Annotated in this window: 25 protein-coding genes; 16 read left to right on the top strand and 9 right to left on the bottom strand. The window is 68.6% G+C overall.

What is annotated here, in order from left to right:
• The first annotated feature begins 2 nt into the window (after nt 1-2).
• The 3 genes from ACH413_RS47570 to ACH413_RS47560 all read left to right on the top strand — a co-directional run bounded on the left by ACH413_RS47570 (nt 3) and on the right by ACH413_RS47560 (nt 2,532).
• Nucleotides 3-842: an ABC transporter permease gene (locus ACH413_RS47570; RefSeq protein WP_360047319.1), complete on the top strand. Its 840-nt coding sequence runs from the start codon at nt 3-5 to the stop codon at nt 840-842.
• Nucleotides 839-1,645 (top strand): ABC transporter permease, encoded by an 807-nt coding sequence (locus tag ACH413_RS47565; protein ID WP_360047318.1) that lies wholly within the window; start codon nt 839-841, stop codon nt 1,643-1,645. The genes ACH413_RS47570 and ACH413_RS47565 overlap by 4 nt, the downstream gene beginning before the upstream one ends.
• A 77-nt stretch (nt 1,646-1,722) precedes the next feature.
• On the top strand, nt 1,723-2,532 hold the full coding sequence (locus ACH413_RS47560; protein ID WP_360047317.1) for a winged helix-turn-helix domain-containing protein: 810 nt from the start codon (nt 1,723-1,725) through the stop codon (nt 2,530-2,532).
• A 67-nt stretch (nt 2,533-2,599) separates the two neighbouring features.
• Here the strand turns inward: ACH413_RS47560 and ACH413_RS47555 are convergent, their stop codons facing one another.
• On the bottom strand, nt 2,600-3,061 hold the full coding sequence (locus ACH413_RS47555; protein WP_360047316.1) for a hypothetical protein: 462 nt from the start codon (nt 3,059-3,061) through the stop codon (nt 2,600-2,602).
• Between the two features lie 185 nt (nt 3,062-3,246).
• Between ACH413_RS47555 and ACH413_RS47550 the strand changes: the two genes are divergently transcribed.
• Together ACH413_RS47550 and ACH413_RS47545 are read left to right on the top strand one after the other, a co-directional pair.
• Complete coding sequence (locus ACH413_RS47550) at nt 3,247-4,851, top strand: histidine kinase (protein ID WP_360047315.1); 1,605 nt, start codon at nt 3,247-3,249, stop codon at nt 4,849-4,851.
• A complete protein-coding gene (locus ACH413_RS47545) occupies nt 4,848-5,498 on the top strand; it encodes a response regulator transcription factor (protein WP_030479625.1) in 651 nt (216 codons plus the stop codon). The genes ACH413_RS47550 and ACH413_RS47545 overlap by 4 nt, the downstream gene beginning before the upstream one ends.
• 60 nt (nt 5,499-5,558) lie before the next feature.
• Here ACH413_RS47545 and ACH413_RS47540 read toward each other — a convergent pair whose 3' ends face one another.
• Nucleotides 5,559-5,825, bottom strand: a complete 267-nt coding sequence (locus tag ACH413_RS47540) for a GlsB/YeaQ/YmgE family stress response membrane protein (protein WP_360047314.1) — start codon at nt 5,823-5,825, stop codon at nt 5,559-5,561.
• A 135-nt stretch (nt 5,826-5,960) separates the two neighbouring features.
• Between ACH413_RS47540 and dxr the strand changes: the two genes are divergently transcribed.
• The 7 genes from dxr (at nt 5,961) to map (ending at nt 13,264) form a co-directional block, all read left to right on the top strand.
• The gene (gene dxr, locus ACH413_RS47535) at nt 5,961-7,091 is read left to right on the top strand and encodes a 1-deoxy-D-xylulose-5-phosphate reductoisomerase (protein ID WP_360047313.1); all 1,131 of its coding nucleotides are present in this window, start codon (nt 5,961-5,963) and stop codon (nt 7,089-7,091) included.
• A gap of 7 nt (nt 7,092-7,098) precedes the next feature.
• Nucleotides 7,099-8,310, top strand: a complete 1,212-nt coding sequence (locus tag ACH413_RS47530; RefSeq protein ID WP_360047312.1) for a site-2 protease family protein — start codon at nt 7,099-7,101, stop codon at nt 8,308-8,310.
• A gap of 50 nt (nt 8,311-8,360) precedes the next feature.
• Nucleotides 8,361-9,491 carry a flavodoxin-dependent (E)-4-hydroxy-3-methylbut-2-enyl-diphosphate synthase gene (gene ispG, locus ACH413_RS47525; protein WP_036016096.1) on the top strand — a complete coding sequence of 377 codons (1,131 nt, stop codon included), beginning with the start codon at nt 8,361-8,363 and terminating at the stop codon, nt 9,489-9,491.
• A 116-nt stretch (nt 9,492-9,607) separates the two neighbouring features.
• Entirely contained in the window at nt 9,608-10,459 is an 852-nt protein-coding gene (locus ACH413_RS47520; protein ID WP_330273144.1) for a GNAT family N-acetyltransferase, read from the top strand.
• A gap of 18 nt (nt 10,460-10,477) precedes the next feature.
• Nucleotides 10,478-12,268, top strand: a complete 1,791-nt coding sequence (locus ACH413_RS47515; protein WP_360047311.1) for a penicillin-binding transpeptidase domain-containing protein — start codon at nt 10,478-10,480, stop codon at nt 12,266-12,268.
• Nucleotides 12,268-12,396 (top strand): hypothetical protein, encoded by a 129-nt coding sequence (locus ACH413_RS47510; RefSeq protein ID WP_330273146.1) that lies wholly within the window; start codon nt 12,268-12,270, stop codon nt 12,394-12,396. Before ACH413_RS47515 ends, ACH413_RS47510 begins: the two co-directional genes overlap by 1 nt.
• 10 nt (nt 12,397-12,406) lie before the next feature.
• Nucleotides 12,407-13,264 (top strand): type I methionyl aminopeptidase, encoded by an 858-nt coding sequence (map, locus tag ACH413_RS47505; RefSeq protein ID WP_360047310.1) that lies wholly within the window; start codon nt 12,407-12,409, stop codon nt 13,262-13,264.
• Here map and ACH413_RS47500 read toward each other — a convergent pair.
• Nucleotides 13,251-13,931, bottom strand: coding sequence for a hypothetical protein (locus ACH413_RS47500; protein WP_360047309.1), 681 nt, complete (start codon nt 13,929-13,931; stop codon nt 13,251-13,253). The two genes, map and ACH413_RS47500, sit on opposite strands and share 14 nt — an antisense overlap.
• Before the next feature lie 28 nt (nt 13,932-13,959).
• On the opposite strand from ACH413_RS47500, the gene ACH413_RS47495 reads away from it, so the two are divergent.
• Nucleotides 13,960-15,459 (top strand): cobyric acid synthase, encoded by a 1,500-nt coding sequence (locus tag ACH413_RS47495; protein WP_360047396.1) that lies wholly within the window; start codon nt 13,960-13,962, stop codon nt 15,457-15,459.
• Here ACH413_RS47495 and ACH413_RS47490 read toward each other — a convergent pair.
• Complete coding sequence (locus ACH413_RS47490) at nt 15,383-16,276, bottom strand: EamA family transporter (RefSeq protein ID WP_360047308.1); 894 nt, start codon at nt 16,274-16,276, stop codon at nt 15,383-15,385. The two genes, ACH413_RS47495 and ACH413_RS47490, sit on opposite strands and share 77 nt — an antisense overlap.
• A gap of 73 nt (nt 16,277-16,349) precedes the next feature.
• Between ACH413_RS47490 and ACH413_RS47485 the strand changes: the two genes are divergently transcribed.
• The gene (locus ACH413_RS47485; RefSeq protein WP_360047307.1) at nt 16,350-17,240 is read left to right on the top strand and encodes a LysR family transcriptional regulator; all 891 of its coding nucleotides are present in this window, start codon (nt 16,350-16,352) and stop codon (nt 17,238-17,240) included.
• Here ACH413_RS47485 and ACH413_RS47480 read toward each other — a convergent pair.
• The 3 genes from ACH413_RS47480 to ACH413_RS47470 are packed head-to-tail and all read right to left on the bottom strand — an operon-like array spanning nt 17,237 to nt 20,152.
• The gene (locus tag ACH413_RS47480; protein WP_360047306.1) at nt 17,237-18,328 is read right to left on the bottom strand and encodes a winged helix DNA-binding domain-containing protein; all 1,092 of its coding nucleotides are present in this window, start codon (nt 18,326-18,328) and stop codon (nt 17,237-17,239) included. The two genes, ACH413_RS47485 and ACH413_RS47480, sit on opposite strands and share 4 nt — an antisense overlap.
• Nucleotides 18,325-19,428, bottom strand: coding sequence for an epoxide hydrolase family protein (locus ACH413_RS47475; RefSeq protein WP_360047305.1), 1,104 nt, complete (start codon nt 19,426-19,428; stop codon nt 18,325-18,327). Before ACH413_RS47475 ends, ACH413_RS47480 begins: the two co-directional genes overlap by 4 nt.
• A gap of 52 nt (nt 19,429-19,480) precedes the next feature.
• The gene (locus tag ACH413_RS47470; RefSeq protein ID WP_360047304.1) at nt 19,481-20,152 is read right to left on the bottom strand and encodes a FadR/GntR family transcriptional regulator; all 672 of its coding nucleotides are present in this window, start codon (nt 20,150-20,152) and stop codon (nt 19,481-19,483) included.
• Between the two features lie 117 nt (nt 20,153-20,269).
• Here ACH413_RS47470 and ACH413_RS47465 point away from each other — a divergent pair, with 117 nt between their 5' ends.
• Nucleotides 20,270-21,445 carry an MFS transporter gene (locus ACH413_RS47465; protein ID WP_360047303.1) on the top strand — a complete coding sequence of 392 codons (1,176 nt, stop codon included), beginning with the start codon at nt 20,270-20,272 and terminating at the stop codon, nt 21,443-21,445.
• A gap of 70 nt (nt 21,446-21,515) precedes the next feature.
• A complete protein-coding gene (locus ACH413_RS47460) occupies nt 21,516-21,920 on the top strand; it encodes a VOC family protein (protein WP_360047302.1) in 405 nt (134 codons plus the stop codon).
• Here the strand turns inward: ACH413_RS47460 and ACH413_RS47455 are convergent.
• Together ACH413_RS47455 and ACH413_RS47450 are read right to left on the bottom strand one after the other, a co-directional pair.
• A complete protein-coding gene (locus ACH413_RS47455) occupies nt 21,917-22,330 on the bottom strand; it encodes a hypothetical protein (protein ID WP_360047301.1) in 414 nt (137 codons plus the stop codon). The genes ACH413_RS47460 and ACH413_RS47455 overlap by 4 nt on opposite strands.
• A 63-nt stretch (nt 22,331-22,393) precedes the next feature.
• Nucleotides 22,394-23,767, bottom strand: a complete 1,374-nt coding sequence (locus ACH413_RS47450) for a mycothione reductase (protein WP_360047300.1) — start codon at nt 23,765-23,767, stop codon at nt 22,394-22,396.
• Nucleotides 23,768-24,036 lie beyond the last annotated feature (269 nt).

Below are 24,036 nucleotides of genomic sequence, written 5' to 3'. Positions count from 1 at the left end.
TCGTGCTTCGACGCTGGCTGAAGGCCAACGCCCTCCTCACCCCGACCGGGCTCTGGCTGGGGTTCTTCCTGATCGCGCCGCTCGTCGTGGTCGTCGAGTTCAGCTTCGCGACCCGCAACACCGGGGTCGCCCGCGCGGTGCTGCCGTGGACGACGCAGGCGTACCTGACGGCGCTGGACCCGGCGTTCCTGCCGATCTTCGGGCGGACCCTGCTCTACGCCGGCGCCACGACGGTCGCCTGTCTGCTGCTCGGTTTCCCGCTGGCGTGGTTCATCGCGCGACACGGCGGCAGGTACCGCACGGCGTTGCTCGCGGCGGTGCTGATCCCGTTCTGGTCGAGCTACCTCGCGCGGATCTACGCGTGGAAGGCGCTGCTGGACGGCGAAGGGCTCGTGAACACCGTGCTCGGGTGGGTCGGGCTGGACCGTGACGGTGGATTCCTGCTCACGCACGGAGCGGTGGTTCTCGGCCTGACGTACGGCTTTCTGCCGTTCATGGTGTTGCCGCTGTACGTGGCGTGCGAGCGGTTCGACGTGCGGTTGATGGAGGCGTCGTACGACCTTGGGCACGGGCGCGTGTCGACGTTCTTCCGCGTGGTGCTGCCGGGGGTTCTGAGCGGTGTGCTGGCCGGGTCGCTGCTGGTGCTGGTGCCCGCGGCCGGTGACTTCGTGACGCCGAAGCTGCTCGGCGGGGTCGAGCAGTCGACGTTCGGGTCGGTGATCGACGACCAGTTCCGCGGCGGCAACAACTGGCCGCTGGGTTCGGCGATGGCCGTGCTGCTGCTCGTGCTGGTGGTGTTCGTGCTCGTGCTGCGCGGACGGCGTGGGGAGGACGTGCTGTGAACCGTCGTCCGTGGGCGCTCGGCGCTGTCGTGGCCCTGGTCTTCCTGTTCTTGTACGCACCGATCGCGTGGCTCGCCATCGCGTCGTTCAACTCGTCGCGCTCGTTGTCGCGGATCAGCGGGTTCTCGTTGCAGTGGTACGCGGAACTGCTCGACGACACGCGCGTCTTCGCGTCGTTGCAACTGACTTTGCAACTGGCGCTGGCGTCGGCGGCGATCTCCACGGTGATCGGGACGCTGGCGGCGTTCGGGCTGCGCCGCGCGTTTCCCGGCCGTGGGCTGTGGACGGTCCTGCTGTCGCTGCCGTTGGTGGTGCCCGAGGTCGTCATGGGCGTGGCGATGCTGGGGTTCTTCGTGCGGCTCGCCGGGATTCCACTCGGGTTCGGTGCGCTGTTGTTCGCGCACGTGGCGTTCTCACTGAGCTTCGTCGTCGTGGTGGTGCGGTCACGGGTGTCCGGAATGGACGCTCGGATGGAGGAGGCCGCGGCCGACCTCGGGGCGTCGCCGTTCGTGGCCTTCCGGACCGTGACGCTGCCGCTGGTGGCGCCCGCGGTGGTGGCGGGGGCGGCGTTCGCGTTCCTCCTGTCGTTCGACGACGTGGTGATCTCGTCGTACCTGACCGGCGTCGGATCGACGACGTTGCCGGTGTTCGTCTACGCGCAGGCGTCGAAGCGCGGGATCTCACCGGAGATCGTGGCGCTGTCGACGTTGATGGTGACGGCGACGGCACTGCTTTTGATCATCGGCGTGCTGGTCGCGTCGTGGCGCGCTCGCAAGGCGGGGGCTGTCGCTCGGCTGGCCTAACTTACCGCCAGGGCTGTATCTCCGCCTCGGCGCGGACGACTTCTCCAGTGGAGGCCAGTTCCTTGGGGGAGGACGAAGTGCCGCAGCTGCACATCCATTTCACTGATCGGGACGTCGCGCACACGCGGTTGAAACTGGAAACCGACCTGATGTGGGAGATCGCCGGCAGCGTCCAGGTCCTGCAACACGGTGAGGGCGCTCTGTGCTTCGGTCCGTGGCGTCGCCACGTGCGCGCGCTCGCCGCACACGACCGGGACCTGCGGAGCGCGCTGCACACCCTGCTCGAAGATCTGTCCCGCGTCGACCAGAGCGCTGTGCGCCAGGCTTTGCGGGTCTACCGCAGCCGCGCGATCGAGCCGTACCTGCCGATCATCGAGGGCGGGCTGTGCACCGACGCGGCGGTCAGGATCCACCAGTACCTGCACCGCGGCCCGGAAGGACTGCTGAGCACGCTCGGGGCCGCGACCCGCTGGCATCCGCCCGTGCTGTCCGTCGACCACCCGCACGACCGGGTCCTGCGTCTCGACGGACGGGGTCTCACGTTGATCCCCTGTTATTTCGCCCCGCACCACCCGGTGGCCCTGGCCGATCCGCCGGCGCTGGTCTTCCCGATCCGGACCGAGTCCCGCCTGCCGCCCGGCGGGCGCGCGGGCGGTGACCAGCTGACCGCACTGCTGGGCGCCACCAGGGCGTCGATCCTGCGGTCGGTGGTCGGCGGGGGCACCACCACCAGGCTGGCGAGGCTGGTGGGCGTCGCCCCCGCCACGGTGAGCCATCACACCGGCGTGCTGCGCGAGGCGGGCCTCATCGCGACCGAACGCGAGGAGAACTTCGCCCTGCATCTGATCACCCCGCTGGGACTGCGGATGCTCGCCGCGGAGCGCTGAACGCGACCGAGGGCCGCCGCGACGAGCGTCCATTCCGGACACCGCCGCGACGGCCCTCGGCCTCAGATCACCAGCAGGTGTTCCCGGTGACCCACTTGTGGGAGCGGATCAGCACGTTCGGGAAGTTCGGGGCTTCCGCGCCTCGCACGACGTAGTACGCGACGCTCCCGGTGTAGTTCGCGCCCGGATACAGGCACACCCTGGCGTAGGCCGTGCTGGCCCCGGCGTTCTCGACGGCACGCACCGCGCGGGAACCCGACCAGGAACACCGGATGTCCCCGCCCTGCCAGTCGGGGTCGGCGACGCCCCAGCTGCAGCGGCTGCTGCTGCCGTCACCGACCGGCCACGCGCACATGTTGCCGCTGCCGCACGACAAGGCCTGAGCCGAGACGTCGGGCACCGGCGCGCCCACCTCCGCCGGACCGCTCAGGTTGATCTCGGCCGGCTTCGCGACCGCTGCTGACGTCGTCCCCAGCAACGTCATCAGCGCCAAGGCGGCGGCGAACAGCACACACAACGCTTTTCTCATGTTTCCCCCTGAGATTGATGTGCAGGGGGCGGAGCATGCCGAGACGATCATGGGTGGAACGGGTCCTTCGAACCTCGTCTAAGGGGTTCCACGCGACCTGGATCGACCGCCGCGTCAACTTTCGTCGTGTGAATTCGATACTCCAGCGTGCCGCGCGGACGTGGGACGTCTCGTAGCTTGAGAGCGTGATTACTGCTGTGCGGACCAGGGCCGAGGCGTTCCGCGCCGACACCCTGGCCCGGTTCCGGGCGCTGACGCCGGTGCGGCTCATCGGCGACCTGCTCGTCGTGGTCGGCGCGATCCTGCTGGACGTGTGGCCGGGGCCGTGGGCCGAGGCGAAGGCGACGGGCTGGACGATCGTCGCGTACGCCGCCGTCTACGTCGTGCTGCTGCCGTTGCGGCATCTGTTCCCGGCGACGGCCATGATCGCCGGCGCGGCGATCCCGTTCCTCGGACCGGCGATCATGGTCGTGCTGAGCTACACGGCCGGCCGCCGGCTCGAGTCGTGGGTCAAGGCGGTCGTGTCGACCACGCTCACGTTCATCGTCGTCGTGCTGCTGTGGGACTGGGACTCCCGGCCGCTCGACATCGAACCCGTCTACGGGATGCTGATCCTGGTCACGATCTTCGGCGTGGGCGTGGCCCTGCCGTTCCTCGTCGGGCGATATTTGGCGCAACGCGAGGCGCTGATCCAGGCCATGCAGGACCGCGAGGCCCGCATGCGCGGCGAGCACAAGATGCTGTCGCGGCAGGTCCGTCTGCGCGAACGCAGCCGCATCGCCCAGGACATGCACGACAGCCTCGGCCACCGGCTGTCGCTGATCTCCGTGCACGCCGGCGCGCTGGCGCTGGACCCGTCGCTGGGGGACAAGCAGCGCGAGGCGATCGGGGTGCTGCGCTCGGCCGCGCTGACCGGCATGGGGGAGCTGCGGTCGATCATCGGCGTGCTGCGGGCAGAAGACGGTCCCGACGACGACCCCGCGACACGGACCGCGGAGTCCATCGACTCGTTGGTGAGCGACGCGCGCAAGGCCGGTGTTCTGGTCAGTCTGGTGCGCGGCGGGCAGGCACACCCGTTGCCGTCACGTGTCTCTCACGCCGCCTATCGCGTGGCGCAGGAGGGCCTGACCAACGCCGCCAAGCACGCGCCAGGTGCTGCGGTGCAGGTGACGGTGAAGTACGAGCCGGACGCCCTGGTCGTGGAGGTGCGGAACAACCCGTCGCGCAACGGCTCCCCGGTCCAGGAGCCGGGCGTCGGCCTGATCGGCCTCACCGAACGCGTCCGCGTGGCCGGCGGAATCCTGCACGTCGGCGCGCTGCCGTCCGGTGGCTTCCGGATCGCCGCCGTGCTGCCGTACGAGGAGACGCCGCTCCCGGACGAGCCCGAGGACGAGCAGGACGAGACCGAGTCGCCGCGCGGCATCCGCAAGTGGGCGGGCGTCGGCTCCATCGCGGGCGCGTCCCTGGTGCTGACGACCATCATCGGCGGCTTCACCTACCTCGGCGCGCAGCCGGTGACCGAGGTCGTGTCGCAGGAGAACCTCGACCGGATCCAGGAGGGCCAGTCCGAGGCCGACGTGCTCGCGTTGCTCCCGGCCGGCGACGAACCCCTGGTGGCGGACGGCGAACGCAAGTCGCAGGCCGGCCCCGAACCGCCAGGCGCGCGCTGCGTCTACCACATCACCGACGAGCAGTCGTACCTCGCGAAGGGCACCAGGGTGGTGCGTTTCTGCTTCCGAGACGGCAAGCTGGTCGAGAAGAAGATCCACGTGCAGAGGACAGGTCAATGATCCGGGTGCTCATCGCCGACGACGAGCCGCTGATGCGCGCCGGCATCAAGGCCATCCTCGGCACCGCCGACGACATCGAGCTCGTGGCGGAGGCAGGCGACGGCCGCGAGGCGTTGCAGATCGTCCGCGAGCGCCGCGTCGACGTGGCCGTGCTCGACATCCGCATGCCACGCATGGACGGCCTCGCGTGCGCCAAGGAACTGCGCGTCGTCGCACCGTCCGTGCGCGTCGTCATGCTGACGACGTTCGGCGAGGACGACAACATCGTGCGCGCGCTGTCCGATGGTGCCGCCGGTTTCTTGTTAAAGGACTCGGCACCCGAGGAACTGCTCCGGGCCGTGCGTGCCGTCAACAACGGCGAGGCGTACCTCTCGCCGATGGTCACCTCACGCGTCGTCGGCATGGTGGCGACCTCCGGCCAGCCGAAGCGGCAGGAGGCCCAGAAGGCCGTCGAGGGGCTGACCGACCGCGAGGTCGAGGTGCTGGCGCTGCTCGGGCAGGGCATGTCGAACGCCGACGTCGGCGCGAAGCTGCACATGTCGGAGGCGACGGTGAAGACTTACGTGTCGCGGTTGCTGGCCAAGCTGGGGCTGACGAACCGGGTGCAGGCAGCGCTGCTGGCACGGGATGCGGGCATCGCCACCTGACCTACCACAAACGAAAAGGCCGTTCGGGCGTCACCCGAACGGCCTCAAACGTCAGTACGGCTAAGCGTGACTGCGTCGACCCGTCACCAGGCGGTAGATGCCCAGCAGGACCAACGATCCGACGATGGCCAGCAGCCAGGTCCGGAGATCGAAGAACGAGCCCAGATCGGTCCCGAACACCGCAGATCCGATGAATCCGCCCAAGATCGCGCCGACGATGCCGATCAGCATCGTGATGATGATTCCGCCCGGGTCCTTGCCCGGCATGATGGCCTTGGCAATGGCTCCGGCAAGCAGACCGAGCACGATCCATCCGAGGATGCCCACGGAGAGTCTCCTTCCAACGACTTGACGTCGGAGGAATGCCCTCGAACTGGCGACTTCACACCTTCAAGACCGCTCCGTTATCAAAGTAGCGGGCTGTGCCGGGCTCTCAGGCACTCTCCGGAACAATGAGGGGCGATGAGTACTCCACGCACTGTCCTGATCCTGGGCTCGACCGGCTCTGTCGGCACCCAGGCGCTCGACGTCATCCGGCGCAACCGCGACCGCTTCAAGGTCGTCGGACTCGGCGCGGGTGGACGTCAGCTCGACCTGCTCAAGGAGCAGGCGGCGGAGTTCGACGTGAAGACGGTCGCCGTGGCCAACGGCGCCGAGGTGCCCGGTGTCAGGACGCTGACCAGCATGGTCGACCTGATCGAGGCGGCGCCGGCGGACGTCGTCCTCAACGGCATGGACGGGTCCAGGGGGCTTGAGCCGTCGCTCAAGGCGCTGGAGACCGGGGCCGTGCTCGCGCTCGCGAACAAGGAGTCGCTCATCGCGGGCGGGGCGCTCGTGCTGAAGGCGGCCAAGCCCGACCAGATCGTGCCGGTCGACTCCGAGCACTCGGCGCTCGCGCAGTGCCTGCGCGGTGGCACTCAGAACGAGGTGCACAAGCTGGTGCTCACGGCGTCCGGCGGGCCGTTTCGCGGGAAGACGCGGGGCGAGCTCGAGGCCATCACCGTGCAGCAGGCGATGGCGCACCCGACCTGGTCGATGGGGCAGGTCGTCACGATCAACTCGGCGAACCTGGTCAACAAGGGCCTGGAGCTGATCGAGGCGCACCTGCTGTTCGGGGTCCCCTACGACCGGGTCGACGTGGTGGTGCACCCTCAGTCCATCATCCACTCCATGGTCACCTTCACGGACGGCTCGACGCTCGCGCAGGCGTCGCCTCCGGACATGCGGCTGCCGATCTCGCTGGGGCTGGGGTGGCCCGAGCGCGTCGCGGGTGCCGCGTCCGCCTGTACCTTTGACACCGCCACCTCGTGGACGTTCGAACCCCTGGACAGCGTCACGTTCCCGGCGGTCGAGCTCGCGCGGCAGGCAGGCACCACCGGTGGTTGCCTGCCTGCGATCTACAACGCCGCGAACGAGGAGGCACTCGCCTCCTTCGTCGCCGGCGACACGTCGTTCCTGTCGATCGTGGACACCATCGGCCAGGTTCTCGGCGAGGCGAATGACTGGCAGAACGACCCCGCGGACGTCGCGGAGGTCCTGGCCGCCGAGGACTGGGCACGCGCACGTGCCCGCGAGCTGGTTGGAAGGAACTGAGCTTTCCGTGAACACATTCATCAACATCCTCGGGGTGCTGCTGTTCGCGACCGGCATCGCGGTGTCCATCGCGCTGCACGAGTTCGGGCACCTGCTGACCGCGAAGGCCTTCGGCATGAAGGTCACCCGCTACTTCATCGGCTTCGGCCCGAAGCTCTTCTCGTTCCGCAAGGGCGAGACCGAGTACGGCCTGAAGGCGATCCCCGCCGGTGGCTTCTGCGAGATCACCGGCATGACGGCGCTGGACGAGGTGCACCCGGACGACCGCAAGCGCGCCTTCTACAACCAGAAGGTGTGGAAGCGCGTCGTCGTGCTGTCCGCCGGCTCGATCACGCACTTCATCCTCGGCTTCGTCATCCTGCTGATCCTCGCGATGTCGCTCGGCCTGCCGAACAACAAGGACCTGCCGGTTCTCGCCGAGATCACGCCGTGCGTGCAGAACCACACCGTGGGCCTCACCGCGCCGTGCCAGCCCGGTGCCCCGGCTCCGGCCAAGGACGCGGGCCTGCAGCCCGGCGACGAGGTCACGTCCATCGCGGGCAAGCCGATCTCGACCTGGTCCGAGATGCTCAAGATCACCCGTGACCTGAGCGGCCCGACCGAGTTCAAGGTCCTGCGCGACGGCAAGGAGCTGGCGCTCACGGTGAACGTGCCGAAGGTCACCCGCGAGGTGACGGACGGCAAGGGCGGCCGCGAGGTCAAGGAGGTCGGCGCCATCGGCGTCACCTGGCAGCAGAACTTCGAGTACAGCCCGCTCGCGGCGGTCCCGGCGTCCCTGGCGTTCACCGGCGACATGTTCGTGAACACCTGGAAGGGCCTCATGCGCTTCCCGGAGCGCATCCCGGCCGTGGTCAAGGCCATCGGCGGCGGCGAGCGCGACCTCGACACCCCGATCTCCGTCGTGGGCGCGTCGCGCCTCGGTGGTGACGCCGCGGAGCGAGGCCTGTGGGCGTTCTTCATCCTCATGCTGGCGGGCCTGAACTTCTTCGTCGGTGTGTTCAACCTCCTGCCGTTGCTCCCCCTTGACGGTGGTCACATCGCCGTCAACCTGTACGAACGGGTGCGAGACTGGTTGAGGAAGCTGCGCGGGAAGCCCGCCGGCGCCCCGGTCAACTACATGCGCCTGTTGCCGCTCACCTACGTGGTCATCTTCATCGGCGGCGCCATCACGCTGCTGACCGTGACCGCCGACATCGTCAACCCGATCAGGTTGCAATAAGTGATCCACGGAAAGGTGCACAACCCATGAGTGACGGCGTGATGCTCGGAATGCCGGCACTGCCGCCGCCGGTGCTGTCGGAACGTCGCAAGACCAGGCAGCTGATGGTCGGCAACGTCGGTGTCGGCAGCGAGTTCCCCGTCTCAGTCCAGTCGATGACGACCACGTTGACGTCCGACGTCAACGCGACTCTGCAGCAGATCGCGGAGTTGACGGCGTCTGGCTGCGACATCGTGCGCGTCGCCTGCCCGTCGCAGGACGACGCTGACGCTCTGCCCGCGATCGCCAGGAAGTCCCAGATCCCGGTGATCGCCGACATCCACTTCCAGCCGAAGTACGTCTTCGCCGCCATCGAGGCTGGTTGTGCCGCGGTCCGGGTCAACCCGGGCAACATCCGCAAGTTCGACGACCAGGTGAAGGAGATCGCGGCCGCCGCCAAGGACCACGGCACCCCGATCCGGATCGGCGTCAACGCCGGTTCGCTCGACCCGCGCCTGCTCAAGAAGTACGGCAAGGCCACGCCCGAGGCGCTGGCCGAGTCGGCGATGTGGGAGGCGTCGCTCTTCGCCGAGCACGACTTCCACGACATCAAGATCTCCGTCAAGCACAACGACCCCGTCGTCATGGTGCGCGCGTACGAACTGCTGGCCGAGCAGTGCGACTACCCGCTGCACCTGGGCGTCACGGAGGCCGGTCCCGCGTTCCAGGGGACCATCAAGTCGGCCGTCGCGTTCGGCGCGCTGCTGCGCCAGGGCATCGGCGACACCATCCGGGTGTCGCTGTCCGCCCCGCCGGTCGAGGAGATCAAGGTCGGTCACCAGATCCTGCAGTCGCTCAACCTGCGGCCGCGCAAGCTGGAGATCGTCTCCTGCCCGTCCTGCGGTCGCGCGCAGGTGGACGTGTACACGCTCGCAGAGCAGGTCACGGCCGGTCTGGAGGGCATGGAGGTGCCGCTGCGCGTCGCCGTCATGGGCTGCGTCGTGAACGGCCCCGGTGAGGCCCGCGAGGCCGACCTGGGCGTCGCGTCCGGCAATGGCAAGGGCCAGATCTTCGTCAAGGGCAAGGTCATCAAGACAGTGCCCGAGCACGCGATCGTGGAGACCCTCATCGAGGAGGCCATGCGCCTCGCCGAGGAGATGGAACCGGTCGAGGGCGGGACTCCCGCCGTCACGGTCGGCTAGTACCTGAACGACTGAAGGGGCGTCTCACTTCGCGAGGCGCCCCTTCACCGTGTGTCCACGCACAGGCGCACTGTTGGCTGATGCCACACACGCCGTTCATCTGGCACGCTGGAGCCGTGCTGAGGCTGGCCGGAGCGCGCGTTCTCGACGAACGCGACCTGATCGATGTGCGCGGGGTCTTCGACAACGACCCCGTAGCCGCGTGCATGGTCGCGGCAAGGGTGGAGGTGGCCGGCCTCGACCCGTGGCGTCTGGGCGGCGAGATGTGGGGCTCGGACTCCCGGCCTCTGCGCGGCCGGGTCGACGGCCTGTGCTTCTCCGGGCCGAACCTGATCCCGCTCAAGGGCAGCGCGTCGGCGATGCGCATGTTCGCGGACCGCGCCCGCCGCAGGGGCCGCATGTGCTCGAGCCTCGTGGGGCCCGCCGAGCAGGTCCTGACGCTCTGGGACGAGCTGCAGCCCGACTGGGGCCCCGCCCGCGAGGTGCGCGGCGACCAGCCGCTGATGGCCATCTCGTCGAGCCCGAAGATCACCCCGGACCCGCTGGTGCGCCAGGTCCGTCCCAGCGAGATCGGCCGCTACCTGCCGGCCGCGATCTCCATGTTCATCGAAGAGGTCGGCATCGACCCGTGCGCCGAGGACGGCGGTGCGGGCTATCGGGCTCGTGTGTCGGAGCTGATCGCCGCGGGCCGTGCGTTCGCGCGGTTCGAGCACGGCGAGGTCGTCTTCAAGGCCGAGATCGGCGCCATGTCGTCCCGCGTCGGCCAGATCCAGGGCGTCTGGGTCCGCCCTGACCGCAGGGGCGAGGGCATCGGCACCGCCGGAACGGCCGCGGTGGCGGACCGGCTCACCCGAGTCCTCAACCGCACGGCCAGCCTCTACGTCAACGGTTACAACCACGTGGCCCAGGCCGCCTACCGGCGAATCGGTTTCGAACAAGTCGGGCAATACGCCACTGTCCTCTTCTGAACGGGCATACTCGCGCGAGTGCGACTTCTCGCGACGATCACGGTGTTGCTGGTGACGGTGAGCGGCTGTGGGCTGTTCAAGTCGGAACCGGGGGCTCCGGAGATCACCAACGACTTCCTGGCGAAACTCGCGTCCGGTGACGTGCAGGGTGCCGCAGGGATGACCGACAACCCGAACGACGCCAAGGAGACCCTGGACAAGTTCCGGGGAGCGCTCAAACCGGAAGGCCTGACCAGCAAGGTCGACCAGATCCGCAAGAACGGCGAGCTGGCGTCGGAGGCGTCCGTCACGCTCGACTGGAACCTCGGCAAGAACCGCCACTGGACGTACTCGACCAAGTTCGACGTGCGCCAGGAAGGCGACGCCTGGAAGGTGCACTGGGCGTCGTCGGTGGCGCACCCGAAGCTCGCCCCGCAGCAGTCCGTCAAGCTCGCCGAGCTCACCCCGGACCCGGCGCCGGTGCTCGACCGCGACGGCACGCCGTTGCTCGCACCGGAACGCGTCGTCTCGGTGATTCTCGTCGCGAAGGAGGCCGGCGACGTCGCGGCCGTCACGAAGAGCCTCGCGGACGCGCTGAACCCGCTCGACAAGGCCATCACCCAGCAGACGATCACCGACGGCGTGGCGAAGACCCCCGAAGGCCAGGCCTACCAGGTGGCGGCGTTGCGCGACCCGGACTACCAGTCCGTGAAGCCGCTGATCTACGAACTGCCCGGCGTGCGGTTCAGCTCGCAGACGTCGTTGCTGGCACCGAGCCGCAACTTCGCCACCCAGGTGCTGCCCGCCGTGCGCAAGCTGGTCGAGAACGACATCGCCGGCAACGCGGGCTTCCGGGTCAGCACGGTCGACGCGCAGGGCACCGAGGTCGAGGAGCTGCACTCCAAGGCCCCTGAGCCCGCCAAGGCCGTGAACATCGCGCTGTCACGGGCGATCCAGGCCGCCGCCGAGGACGCCGTCGAACCGGTCACGCAGCCCGCGATCCTCGTCGCCATCCAGCCGTCGACCGGCGACATCCTGGCCGTCGCGCAGAACGACCCCGCCGACGCCCAGGGCGCCCTCGCGCTGACCGGCCGCTTCCCGCCGGGCTCCACGATGAAGGCGGTCTCCGCGCTGGCCGTGATCCAGTCCGGCAAGGTCAACGCCGACACCCCGGTGCCGTGCCCCGGCAAGACCACCATCGACGGCCGCCGGATCGTGCCGAACTCCAGCGAGTTCGACAAGGGCACGATCCCGCTGCACTCGGCGTTCGCGTTCTCCTGCAACACCACGTTCGCGACGCTCGCCGTCGACATGACGCCGGAGCTGCTGCCGAACGCCGCGCTGTCGCTCGGACTCGGCGTCGACTTCGACATCGCGGGCCTCACCACGATCACCGGTTCCGTCCCGCCCGCGACCGACGTCGTGGAACGGGCCGAGGACGCGTTCGGCCAGGGCAAGGTGCTCTCGTCGCCGTTCGGCATGGCGCTGGTCGGGGCGTCCATCGCGAAGGGCTCGATGCCGGTGCCGCAACTGGTGCGGGGCAGGGAGACCAAAGCGGACAAACAGCCCGCCGCGCCGCCCGTGGCCGCACTGGATCCGGTGCGCGCGATGATGCGGGAGGTCATCGAGTCGGGCACTGCACCGCAACTCAAGCCGTACGGAGACGTGCGCGGCAAGACTGGTACCGCGCAGTTCGGTGACGGCGTGCACTCACACGGGTGGTTCATGGGCTACCGAGGCGATCTCGCGTTCGCGACCTTGGTGCTCAGTGGAGAGACTTCAACTCCAGCCGTGGACGTGGCGGCGAGGTTCCTCAAGGCGGTGCCGTGATGAGCAAGACCAAGGATCTGACCATGCGTGAACGCCTGCTCCGGGCGGGCATCCTGCTGCCGGCGCCGCGGGTGCCGGAGCCGCGGGCGGAGGACCAGGTTCGGGGCAGCACGCGACTGGGCGGCTAATCTGGAACGCATGCCTGTTCGTGCCCCTCTGCAGCCTGGTGTGCAATCTCCGCGGCGTCAGGTGCCTTCGCGCATCGTGCGTCCCGAGTACGTCGACAAGCCCGCGCCGCAGCGCGGCACCGACCCGTGGGTGCAGACGCCGGAGATCATCGAGGCCATGCGGATCGCCGGGCGCCTCGCGGCCCAGGCGCTGCAGGAGGCCGGCAAGGTCGTCGTGCCGGGCGTGACCACGGACGAGATCGACGCCGTGGCACACGAGTTCCTGTGCGACAACGGCGCGTACCCGTCGACGCTGGGCTACCGCGGCTTCCCGAAGTCGTGCTGCACCTCGCTCAACGAGGTCATCTGCCACGGCATCCCGGACACGACGGTCGTCGAGGACGGCGACATCGTGAACATCGACGTCACCGCGTTCATCGGTGGCGTGCACGGGGACACGAACGCCACGTTCCTTGCGGGCGACGTCTCCGAGGAGGCCAAGCTCCTCGTCGAGCGCACGCACGAGGCGACGATGCGTGCCATCAAGGCCGTGAAGCCCGGTCGTGAGCTCAACGTCGTCGGCCGCGTCATCGAGGCGTACGCGAACCGGTTCAACTACGGCGTGGTGCGCGACTTCACCGGCCACGGCATCGGCCGCACGTTCCACAGCGGGCTCGTGGTCCTGCACTACGACGAGCCGTCGGTGAAGACCGTGCTGGAGCCCGGCATGACTTTCACGATCGAGCCGATGATCACCCTCGGCGACTTCGAGGGCGAGATGTGGGACGACGGCTGGACCGTCACCACGAAGGACAAGAGCTGGACCGCTCAGTTCGAGCACACGATCGTCGTGACCGAGACCGGCTCGGAGATCCTCACAGTTTGCTGATCACTGCCTTCAGCGCGGCCGCGACAGCCGACGGCGACGTCGCGGCCGCCAGGTGGTGCGACTCCAGGCGTTCGACCGGCCAGCCGAGGTCGGTGGCCTTGGCCGCCGCGTCCTCGTAGACCGGCGACAGCTGCACGTACCCGCACGCCCCGGACCACTCGACGCTCGGGCGCTGCTCCTTCAGGAACTCCCACGGCACCTCGGGCGCCTCGTCGCGCATCTCCTCGCGCAGACCGGCGGGCACGAGGACCAACGGGTCCGAGTCGAACCAGCGGTCCCAGCGCGGCAGTTTGCCGTCCCGCACCGACGCCTTGACCTTGTTCACGAGGGCCGGATCGACGGTCTCGCGCCACGACCTGCCCGGCGTCGGCAGGTCGGAGTCGAGGAACACGAGGCCCGCCACCTCCGTCTCGAGCGCGTCGGCGAAGCACGGCAGCAACGGGCCCGCGCCGCTGTGGCCCACGAGCACCAGCGGGCCGCCGACGCCGGAGTCCTCCAGGGCGTCGGCGAAGGCGCCGATCAGCCGCTGGTGCACCGGTGCCTCGTTGATCGTCATCTGCAGGTCGACCAGCAGGACGGCCATCCCGTCGGAGGCCAGTTCGTCGGCGAGCGGGCGCATGCTCGACGGGCCGAGGAACGGGCTGTGCATGAGCACGACGGTGAGCATGGGGGTGATGATGGCAGCATTGGCGTCCATGCGGGGCGCGATGTTGATCTGTGGGACGACCTCGGACGCGGGCAAGAGCGTCCTGGTCGCCGGTCTGTGCCGCTTTCTGGCACGCCAGGGCGTTGACGTCGTGCCGTTCAAGGCCCAGAACATGTCGAACAACTCGTTCGTCACACTCGACGGCGGCGAGATCGGGCGTGCTCAGGCGGTGCAGGCGCGGGCGGCGTTCAAGGAGCCCAGCGTCCGGTTCAACCCGGTGCTGCTCAAGCCCGGCAGCGACCGCACGTCCCAGGTCGTCGTCCTCGGTCAGGCGGTCGGCGAGGTGTCCGCGCTGAGCTACCGCGAACGCAAGCAGCAGCTGCTCGGCACCGTTTTGTCCACTTTGGACGGGCTGCGGCGCGATCACGAGGTCGTCATCTGCGAGGGCGCGGGCTCGCCGGCCGAAATCAACCTGCGCCCCAACGACATCGCGAACATGGGCCTGGCCGTCAACGCCAACCTGCCGGTGCTCGTCGTCGGCGACATCGACCGCGGCGGCGTGTTCGCGCACCTCTTCGGCACGGTCGCGGTGCTGGACGCGGCGGACCAGGCGTTGGTCTCCGGCTTCGTCGTCAACAAGTTCCGCGGCGACGCCAGTCTCCTCGAACCGGGCCTGCACCAGCTCAAGGCGTTGACCGGACGGCCGGTGCTCGGTGTGCTGCCGTGGCGTGAGGAACTCTGGCTCGACGCCGAGGACTCGTTGTCCTACAACGCGGACGGCGTGATCGGCAGGCCGCAGCCGCCGAAGCGCGACTGGTTGAGGGTCGCCGTCATCCGGTTGCCGCGCATCTCGAACGCCACCGACGTCGAGGCGCTGGCCTGCGAGCCCGGTGTCTCCGTGCGGTTCGTGACCGAGCCATCCCGGCTGGCCGACGCGGACCTGGTCGTGCTGCCCGGCTCCAAGGCCACCGTCTCCGACCTCGCGTGGCTCGGGGAAACAGGCCTGGCCCAGGCGATCCGGCGCTTCGACGGCCCGGTTCTCGGCATCTGCGGCGGCTTCCAGATGCTGTCCAAGCGCATCGAGGACGACGTGGAGTCGGGCCGCGGCACGGTCGACGGACTCGGCCTGCTCGACGTCGACATCCGCTTCGATTCACGCAAGACCCTCGCCACGCCGTCGGGCACCGCGTGGGACGAACCCGTCACCGGCTACGAGATCCACCACGGCCAGGTCGTCCGCAGCGCCGAGGAGCCGTTGATCGGAACGGAAGGCGCCCAGGCCGAACGGGTCCTCGGCACCCACTGGCACGGCCTGCTGGAGAACGACGCGTTCCGCCGGAGGTTCCTGCGCTGGGCGGCCGAGCGCGCGGGCCGCGACTTCGAACCGGGTGACGTGAGCTTCCAGGCCGCCCGCGAGGCCCAGCTGGACCTGCTGGGCGACCTGGTCGCCGATCACCTCGACACGAAGGCCGTCATCGACCTGCTGGAACGAGGGGCTCCGGCAGGACTTCCGTTCGTGCCGCCCGGCGCCCCAGCAGCAGCGGAATAGCGAGCCCTGCCAGCACCAGGCCACCGGCCGCCGCCTGCAGCCAGCTCAGGTCCTCGCCGAGGAACGCCCACGCCGAGAGCATCCCGAACACCGGTACCAGCAACGAGAACGGCGCCACGACCGACGACTCGTACTGGCGCAGCAGGAATCCCCAGATGCCGAACCCGAGCAACGTCGAGATCCACGCGACGTACCCGACGGCGCCTGCCCCACTCCAGTCCAGGCGGCCGAGCGCGCTCATGTCCTCGGTCAGTGCCGAGAGTGCGAACAACGGCAGCACCGCCACCGCGCTGACCCAGACCATGAACCGCAGCGTGTCCGCGGGCCGCGCGTACCGCATCAGCACGTTCGACACGCCCCAGCAGGCAGCCGCCGCGATGATCAGCGCGAACCCGAGCAGCGGCGACGAGAGGCCGTAGTCCCACGCGATCACCCCGATGCCCGCGACCGCCAGGGCGATGCCGGTGATCTGCACGGGCTTCGGCCGTTCGCGCAGCACGATCGCCGCGAACACCGTCGTGAAGATCACCTGGCTCTGCAGCACCAGGCTCGACAGCCCGGACGGCATGCCGGCCTTGAGCCCGATGAACAGGAAGCTGAACTTCGCGACGCCCAGCACCAGCCCGACCGCGATGATCCAGCGCCACGGCACCGACGGGCGGCCGACGAAGAAGATCGCGGGCACCGCCGCCGCGAGGAACCTCAGCGCGGAGAACAGGATCGGCGGGAACTCGTCCAGGCCGACCTTGAGCACGACGAAGTTGAAGCCCCAGATGGCGGCGACCAGCACAGCGAGCAGGAGGTGACGGGGACTCATGCCACCAAGCTTGCGCGCAACAACTATTTAGCACCAGTTCCGATACCTAAGGCTTTGGGTTTAGCATTGCTACATGCTCGATCTGGGAAGGCTGAAGGCCCTGAACGCCGTCGCCGTGCACGGCACGGTCGGCGCCGCGGCCGAGGTGCTCGGCTACACGCCGTCCGCGGTGTCGCAGCAGATCGCCAAACTCGAACGCGAGACCCGCACCACGCTGCTGGAACGCAGTGGCCGCGGCGTCCGCCTCACCGACGCCGCCCGGCTGCTCGCCGACACCGCGAGCCAGGTCCTCAAGCTCGTCGAGGAGGCCGAGGTGGCGCTGGAGGAACAGCGGGGCGCCGCGATCGGCCGGCTCTGCATCGGCGCGTTCGCCACGGCCGCGCGCGGACTGCTCCCCGGCGTCCTGGCGGACCTGATCGACCGGCACCCGGCTCTCGACGTGCGGCTCACGGAGATCGACCCGCCCAACGCCACCGAGGCCGTCGCCCGCGGCGAACTCGACCTGGCGATCGTGCACGACTGGGCCAACACGCCGCTGCCCGTGCCGGCGTCGCTGTCCCGCGTCTTCATCGCCGACGACGTCGCCGAGGTGCTGATCCCGGCCGCGAACCCGTTGTCGCGCAGGGAGTTCCTCGAACCCGCCGATCTCGCCGACGAGCGGTGGATCTGCCAGACCGAAGGGTCGATCTGCTACGACTGGCTGGTGCGGACGTTCCACGGCGCGGGCATCGAACCGGTGGTGGCGTACCACATCAGCGAGTACCGGACGCAGATCGCGTTGCTGGCCAAGGGAATCGGGGTCGCGCTGATCCCTCAACTTGGCAGGGGTGAGGTGCCGGACAGCGTCCGGGCCGTGCCGTTGCGGCCCACGCCCACGCGGCGGCTGTACGCGGTGTGGCGGACCCAGGCCTCGCGCAGGCCCGCCATCACCGCGGCGCTCGACGTGATCAAGCAGCTCTCTTAGGGCGCGAGGATCACGTGCGGTTTCTTGGGGGACATCACCTTCAGCACCGCCTTGGCCTCGCGGATCACGCCGGCCATGTCCTTCTTCGTGGTCTTGAAGTACGGCTCGATCGTCAGCGTCGCCGCGTCCTTGTTCTCCACCACGTTCCAGGTGCCGCGCAGGAACCCGTCCACGAGGAACGTCGGCGGGAACACGCCGTTGCGCACCGCGCCCCACCGCGACCGCGCGTCCTCGCTCATGATCCGCTTGCGGTCGGCGTGGCCCAGCAACACGTTGTCGAACGCGGGCAGCAGCCGTGCGGGCGCCGGTACGTCCTCGGACACGATCACGCCGTCCGGCACGTCCAGCAGCACCTTGCCTTCCTCGTTCTTGTACTCCACCAGGTCGAGGTCCGCCGCGTGCGCCTTGAGTCCGATCAACCGGGACCAGGCCTGCATGTCCGCCAAGGTCGCCGGTCCGAACGCCCGCAGGTACCGCTTGATCAGCTCCGGCACCGCCGCCTGCTCGGGCAGCTCGCGCCCGAGCCACGACGCCATCGCGACGTTCTGCGGAACGCCGCCCACGCCCCAGATCCCGCGTGGCGGCACCTGGATCATCGGCACCAGCATCTGCGCCTGCGTGGACATCTCGCGCGCCTTGGCCTCGGGGAAGTGCTCCTCCAGGTGCGCGCCGATCTCCGCGACCGTGCGCGGTTCGGCGTCGATGTACTCGCGCGTGATGCGGGCCAGCTTGTCGAGGTCGATCTCGACGCGGGTGGCCGGCGGCATCACGATCTTCGCCCACTTGTTGAGCTCCGGCTGCAACGCCGTGCGCATCAAGTACACGTCGTTGGCCGAGATCAGGTGCAAAGTGCCGCGCCACAACGTCATCCGGACCAGCGAGCGGTCGATGATGAGCTTGCTCAGCGCGTCGACCTTGTACGGCTTGAGCCGCGTCCACAGCGCGAGGTACGGCGGAATCGGTGCCTGGGCCTGAAGTCCGCCGAGGTGCTCGACGGCCTCCACGATCGGCATGGACGTCCGCTCCAGCAGCAGCTGCCGCGCGAGCAGCGTGCGGTTGAGGGTGCGGGTGGAAAGTGTTGTGCTCACAGTGATCCGAAGAACTTCCTGATGTCTTGGACCAGAAGGTCCGGCTCCTCCATCGCGGCGAAGTGACCGCCGCGGTCGAACTCGGTCCAGTGCACGATCGACGGGATCATCTTCTCCGCCAGCGACCGCACCGGCAGGCTCAGGTCGTGCGGGAAGACCGCGACGCCGGTGGGCACCGTCGACGGCTGCTGCTGGCCCCAGGTCGCCGACTGTTCCTTGTACAGCGCCGCCGACGAGCCCGCCGTGCCGGTGAACCAGTACACGGACACGTTGGTCAGCATCTGGTCGCGGTCCACCGCGTCCTCGGGCGCGCCCTCGTTGTCCGTCCAGTCGTGGAACTTCTCCGCGATCCACGCCAGCTGCCCGACGGCCGAGTCCGTCAGCGCGTAGGAGAGCGTGCGCGGCCGGCTGCGTTGCAGGTGCATGTAGCCGGAGAGGTCCTTCTGGTAGTGGTCGAGCGACTCCAGCGCCCGCAGTTCCTCGGGTGAGAGGTCGTTCACGCCCTGCGGCCGGAACGTCTGCAGCATGTTCACGTGCACGCCGATGACCTGCTCGGGGAACACCCGGCCGATCTCCTGCGCGATGCCGGAACCCCAGTCGCCGCCCTGCGTGCCGTAGCGGTCGTAGCCCAGGCCCTCCATCAGCTTCGCGAACGCCCACGCGACGCGCAGGACGTTCCAGCCGGGCTTCTTCACCGTCCCCGAGAAGCCGAAGCCGGGGATCGACGGGATGACGAGGTGGAAGTCCTCCGACAGCGGCCCGATCACGTTCAGGAACTCGACGAACGAGCCCGGCCAGCCGTGGATCAGCAGCAACGGCGTCGCGTCCGGGTTCTGGGAGCGGACGTGCAGGAAGTGGATGCGCTGCCCGCTGATCTCGGTCGTGAACTGCGGGAAGGAGTTGAGCAGCTCTTCCTGCGCGCGCCAGTCGAACCCGTCGCGCCAGTACTCGGCCAGCGGGCGCAGGTAGCTCAGCGGGATGCCGTAGGACCAGCCGACACCGGGCAGGTCGTCCTCCGGCCAGCGGGTGCCGGCCAGGCGCGAGCGGAGGTCGTCGACGTCGGTCTGCGGGATCTCGATGCGGAACGGCGTGATCTCCATGGCCCCCACGCTATGAGCTCATGCGGACAGCCATTGTCCGCGGTTGCGCGACTCAGCAGAACTTCTCGATCAGCTCCTCGAAGAAACCGCCCGCCTCGATCGCCGCCTTCTCCTGGTCACCGTCCCGGACCGCGTGCAGCAGCCCGGTGTGCGACACCTGGTCGGTACCAGGCTGACTGGTGTCGACAGACGCCGCCACCGAAGCTTTGACGGCCTCGGTCAAGCCCTGGTAGAGCTCGGCTAGAAGCGTGTTGTGCGAGCACTGCACGAGCAGCACGTGGAACGCGGTGTCGTGCTCGATCACCTCAGCCCACTGCTCGTCCTCCATCGCCGCGTCGCGCTTCTGCAGCAACTCGGTGAGGCGTGCCAGTTCGGCGTCCGTGCGGTGCTTCGCGGCCAGGCGCGCGCCCTCCATCTCGAGGGTGCGGCGGACCTGGAGCACCTCCTTCAGTTCCGTCCCGCACATGCGGCGGACCGCGCCGGAGAGCTCGCTGGTCGCGCGGACGAACGTGCCGTCGCCCTGCCGCACCTCCAGCAGTCCGGCGTGGGAAAGCGCGCGCACGGCCTCTCTGACCGTGTTCCGACCCACCCCGAGCGCGGTGACCAGCTCGGGCTCGGGCGGGATGCGCTGCCCGACGGGCCATTCACCAGTCGTGATCGCGCTGCGCATCTGCTCGATCACCTGGTCGACGAGGCCCGCCCGTCGGGTAGTGGCCAACGGCACAGCGTCATCCTTTCATCCGAACATCCTACGTCTGCGATAGTGGTGCCCGTGACGATGAAGCAGACGACTCTTGCCGCACAGACTGCCACCGATCCAGGTCGCAGGGTGACGGTCGTCATGAATCGTCACGTTCCGCTGGTCGGGTCCGCGTTGCTCGCGATCGGGGTCGCCCTCGCTGCCGCGAATCTCCGCCCTGCGGTGACCAGTCTGGCCTCGGTGCTCGGTGATGTCCGCGCCGCCCTTGGGGTTTCGGCCGCTTGGACCAGTGCGCTGACGGCCGTTCCGGCGCTTTGCTTCGGCTTCGCGGCCTTCGCGGCCCCCTGGCTGGGTCGCCGCCTCGGCATGGCTCGTGCGATCGGACTTTCACTGGGGGTGCTCACGCTCGGCCTCGTGCTGCGCGTGATCGACGGTCCGTGGGTCGTGCTGGGCGGCACCTTCATCGCGTGCGCGGGCATCGCGGTGTCCAACGTGCTGATCCCGGTGGTGGTGAAGGCGTCCTTCCCCACGAAGGTCGGCCTGATCACCGGCGTCTACACGGGAACGCTGTCCGCGGGTGCTGCTCTGGCCGCCGCGTTGACGCCTCGGCTGGAGGACTGGCTCGGCTCGTGGCGTCTCGCCGTCGGCGCGTGGGCGTTGCTGTCGCTGGGCGCGGTCGTCGTCTGGTTCGCCGGTGCGCGCCACGGTTCCGCGGCTTCGGTCGTGCGGTCGGCCGCGCCGGTCGAGAAGCGGTCGTTGCTGCGCAGCCCGCTGGCGTGGGTGATCACGGTGTTCTTCGGCCTGCAGTCGTTGTTCGCCTACACCGTCATGGGCTGGCTGCCCGCGATGCTCGTCGACTCGGGCGTCGACCGGAACACCGCCGGCATGCTGCTCGCCGGCTCGATGCTGCTGAGCGTTCCGGTGAGCCTGTTCGTGCCGCCGATCGCCGCCCGGTTCTCCAGCCAGGCGCCGGTGGTGCTGGCGCTGGGAGTGCTGTCGTTCGCCGGAATTCTGGGCATGCTGGTGGCGCCCGCCGCCGCGCCAGGACTCTGGGTGGTGTTGATCGGGTTCGGCATGGGCATGTTCCCGCTGGCGCTGCTCGTCATGTCGTTGCGCACGAAGTCCACTTCGGACACCGCGCGGCTGTCGGCCATGGCGCAGAGCATCGGCTACCTGATCGCGGCCTCCGGGCCGTTCGCGTTCGGCGTGCTCCGCGAGGCCACCGGGACCTGGACCGTGTCGTTGACGCTGCAGCTGGTGTTGCTGGCCGCGTTGACCGTGCTGGGCATGATCGCCGGGCGTCCCCGGTACATCTAGCCAGTCGGTCAGCCGTAGTCGGTCAGGAATCGAGAAGCGGAGCGTTCTCGCTGGTCCTAGCGTTGTCGGCATGGACATCAGCATTCACGCCACGTTCCTCCCGCACACCGATCCCGACGCCTCGCTCGCGTTCTACCGCGACCTGCTCGGCTGGGAGGTCCGCGCCGACGTCGGCCAGGGCACGATGCGGTGGATCACGGTCGCGCCCGTCGGTTCGGGCTCTGCCGTGGTGCTGGAACCGCCCGCCATGGCCGAGGGGCTGACGGACGTTCAGCGCACCGCGATCGCCGAGATGATCGAGAACGGCTCGTACGCGTTCATCAACCTGTCCACGCCCGATCTCGACGGCGTGTTCGACAAGCTTCAGGCCGGCGGCGCGGACGTCGTGCAGGAGCCCGCTGATCAGCCGTGGGGTGTGCGCAACTGCGTGTTCCGGGACCCGGCCGGCAACACCGTCCGGATCCAGCAGGCCTAGTTGGAGACGAACCCGCGGTGCAGCACCGTGAGCTGGTCGGCGAGGTAGCGCGCCCACGCCTTCGCCCGGTCCCAGTCCGGTGCCGCGCCGCCGAAGCTGATCGGCCCGTGGGCGTTGAGCTTCCGGGCCATCCGCGTGACGTCGTTCGGCACCGGGGGAGTGCCGCGGTGGAACAACCACACGGGCGTGTGCTTGAGAGAAACCTTGTGCCGCCGCACGAACCGATGCGCATCGCGCGTGGCGGCGTCACCCAGAATCACGGCACCGAACCCGTACAGCGTTTCGGCCGCGGTGACCGGGAGCACGATGACTCGCAGTCCGCAGCCCGCGAGTTCGGTGCCGATGATCCGGGCGATCTCGTCGGTGGCGGCGACTTCAGAGGTGTAGGCGACGAGGACTTTGTCTGTCATCGCTGCATCCTGAACGGTGATTGCCGTTCGCGGCAGCGGCAGAAGTCCTGTCGTTCAAGGACTTCAGTCCAGCGGCAGGTTCAGCAACGCGTTCTCGACCAGTTCGGGCATCGCCGGGTGGATCCAGTACTGGCCCTGTGCCATGGACTTCGCGTCCAGCCCGAAGCTCATCGCCTGGATCAGCGGCTGAATCACCGTCGACGCCTGCGGGCCGATGATGTGCGCGCCGAGGAGTTGCCCCGTGGCCGGGTCCGCGATCAGCTTCGCGAATCCGGTCGTGTCCTCCATCGCCCAGCCGTACGCGATCGACGCGTAGGCCTGGGTCGCGGTGACGTACCGGATGTCCTTTTCCTTGGCCTGTTCCTCGGTCAGGCCGACGCTCGCGATCTGCGGGCTGGAGAAGACGGCGGCCGGCACGAAGCGGTGGTCGCTCTTGATCTGGTTCTCGGGGTTCTGCAGGTTGTGCCGGACCACCTTGGCCTCGTGGTTCGCGACGTGCTTGAGCTGGTAGTCCGAGCTGATGTCGCCCAGGGCGTAGATGTGCGGCTGGCTCGTGCGCTGGTACTCGTCCACCTTCACGCGGCCGTCGGCGTGCGTGTCGAGGCCGGCGTTCTGCGTCTGGAGCAGGTCGCTGTTGGGCTGCCTGCCCGTGGCGATGAGGAGCTGTTGTGCCTCAACGGTTTCCTCGCCGTTGGGGCCCTCCAGGTGAAGTTTGACGCCGGTGTCCGTTTTTTCGGCGCGGGTGGTCTTGCGGTTGAGCAGGACGTTCCACTTCTGCTTCGCGATGTCCGTGAAGCGGGTGGCGATCTCCAGGTCCTCGTGGCGCAGGAGCAGGTTCGAGCGGGCGATCAGCGTGACCTTCACGCCGAAGCTGCTGAAGACGTGGGCGAACTCCGAGGCGATGAAGCCGCTGCCGACGATGATCAGGCTCTCGGGGAGTTCGTCGAGGCGCATGATCGTGTCGCTGGTGTGGAAGCCCGTGGTGTCCAGGTCCGCGATGTCCGGGATGGTGGGGCGGCTGCCTGCCGCGATCACGATCCGGTCGGCGGTGATGGTCTCGCCGGTGCCCGTGTCGATCGTGTTCGCGTTGATGAAGCTTGCCGTGCCCTCGTAGACCGTCACGTTCGCGTTTTCGTTGGCTCGCCAGTTGCGGCCGCCTTCGGCGATCGGGTCGATCCGGTTGAAGATTCGGTCTCGGATTTCTGGCCAGTGGACTGCGTCCAGTGTGGCGTCCACGCCTAGCTTTTTGGCGTTTGCTGGGGCTGCGGCCTGGTCTGCTGTGTGGACGAACATTTTTGTTGGGATGCAGCCGACGTTCAGGCAGGTGCCGCCGAAGGTCCCCTTTTCCAGGATGGCGATCTGCCAGCCTGCCATGGCGTCCGTCGGGATGCTGTTGCCGGAGCCGGTGCCGATGATGACCAGGTCGAAGTGCCTCACGTGTGGATCCAACCATTTTGGGGTTGGGCGTGTTCCCTTGATGGGGGTTACGTGGGGCTTACGGGATTGCTCGGCGTTGTCAGACCCTGTGAGTAGGTTGAGTTGTAGGGGTTCCCAGATCGGGGGGACGCCTGCGTCAGCGTGGTCACCTTGCTTGCGGCCTGGTTGCGTTGGGTGCTTCCCCTGGGGGCGCTGCCCCCAGACCCCCGGCAATCTGATCGGGGGATAGCGCCACACGCGGGTAGATGGCACGCCTGTTGCGTTGGGCG

Source organism: Lentzea sp. NPDC020367 (assembly GCF_044387305.1).
Classification (GTDB): domain Bacteria; phylum Actinomycetota; class Actinomycetes; order Mycobacteriales; family Pseudonocardiaceae; genus Lentzea.
The sequence above is the reverse complement of the archived record's forward strand: the minus strand, read 5'-3'. Positions and strand labels throughout refer to the sequence as shown.

What these genes read in the sequence shown, in the direction of transcription:
- ACH413_RS47510 (WP_330273146.1), top strand. Translation starts at nt 12,268, where the DNA reads ATGAGCAAGACCAAGGATCTGACCATGCGTGAACGCCTGCTCCGGGCG.
- ispG (WP_036016096.1), top strand. Translation starts at nt 8,361, where the DNA reads ATGCCGGCACTGCCGCCGCCGGTGCTGTCGGAACGTCGCAAGACCAGG.
- ACH413_RS47500 (WP_360047309.1), bottom strand. Translation starts at nt 13,931, where the DNA reads ATGCTCACCGTCGTGCTCATGCACAGCCCGTTCCTCGGCCCGTCGAGC.
- map (WP_360047310.1), top strand. Translation starts at nt 12,407, where the DNA reads ATGCCTGTTCGTGCCCCTCTGCAGCCTGGTGTGCAATCTCCGCGGCGT.
- ACH413_RS47485 (WP_360047307.1), top strand. Translation starts at nt 16,350, where the DNA reads ATGCTCGATCTGGGAAGGCTGAAGGCCCTGAACGCCGTCGCCGTGCAC.
- ACH413_RS47455 (WP_360047301.1), bottom strand. Translation starts at nt 22,330, where the DNA reads ATGACAGACAAAGTCCTCGTCGCCTACACCTCTGAAGTCGCCGCCACC.
- ACH413_RS47555 (WP_360047316.1), bottom strand. Translation starts at nt 3,061, where the DNA reads ATGAGAAAAGCGTTGTGTGTGCTGTTCGCCGCCGCCTTGGCGCTGATG.
- ACH413_RS47475 (WP_360047305.1), bottom strand. Translation starts at nt 19,428, where the DNA reads ATGGAGATCACGCCGTTCCGCATCGAGATCCCGCAGACCGACGTCGAC.
- dxr (WP_360047313.1), top strand. Translation starts at nt 5,961, where the DNA reads ATGAGTACTCCACGCACTGTCCTGATCCTGGGCTCGACCGGCTCTGTC.
- ACH413_RS47490 (WP_360047308.1), bottom strand. Translation starts at nt 16,276, where the DNA reads ATGAGTCCCCGTCACCTCCTGCTCGCTGTGCTGGTCGCCGCCATCTGG.
- ACH413_RS47465 (WP_360047303.1), top strand. Translation starts at nt 20,270, where the DNA reads ATGAATCGTCACGTTCCGCTGGTCGGGTCCGCGTTGCTCGCGATCGGG.
- ACH413_RS47545 (WP_030479625.1), top strand. Translation starts at nt 4,848, where the DNA reads ATGATCCGGGTGCTCATCGCCGACGACGAGCCGCTGATGCGCGCCGGC.
- ACH413_RS47495 (WP_360047396.1), top strand. Translation starts at nt 13,960, where the DNA reads ATGCGGGGCGCGATGTTGATCTGTGGGACGACCTCGGACGCGGGCAAG.
- ACH413_RS47460 (WP_360047302.1), top strand. Translation starts at nt 21,516, where the DNA reads ATGGACATCAGCATTCACGCCACGTTCCTCCCGCACACCGATCCCGAC.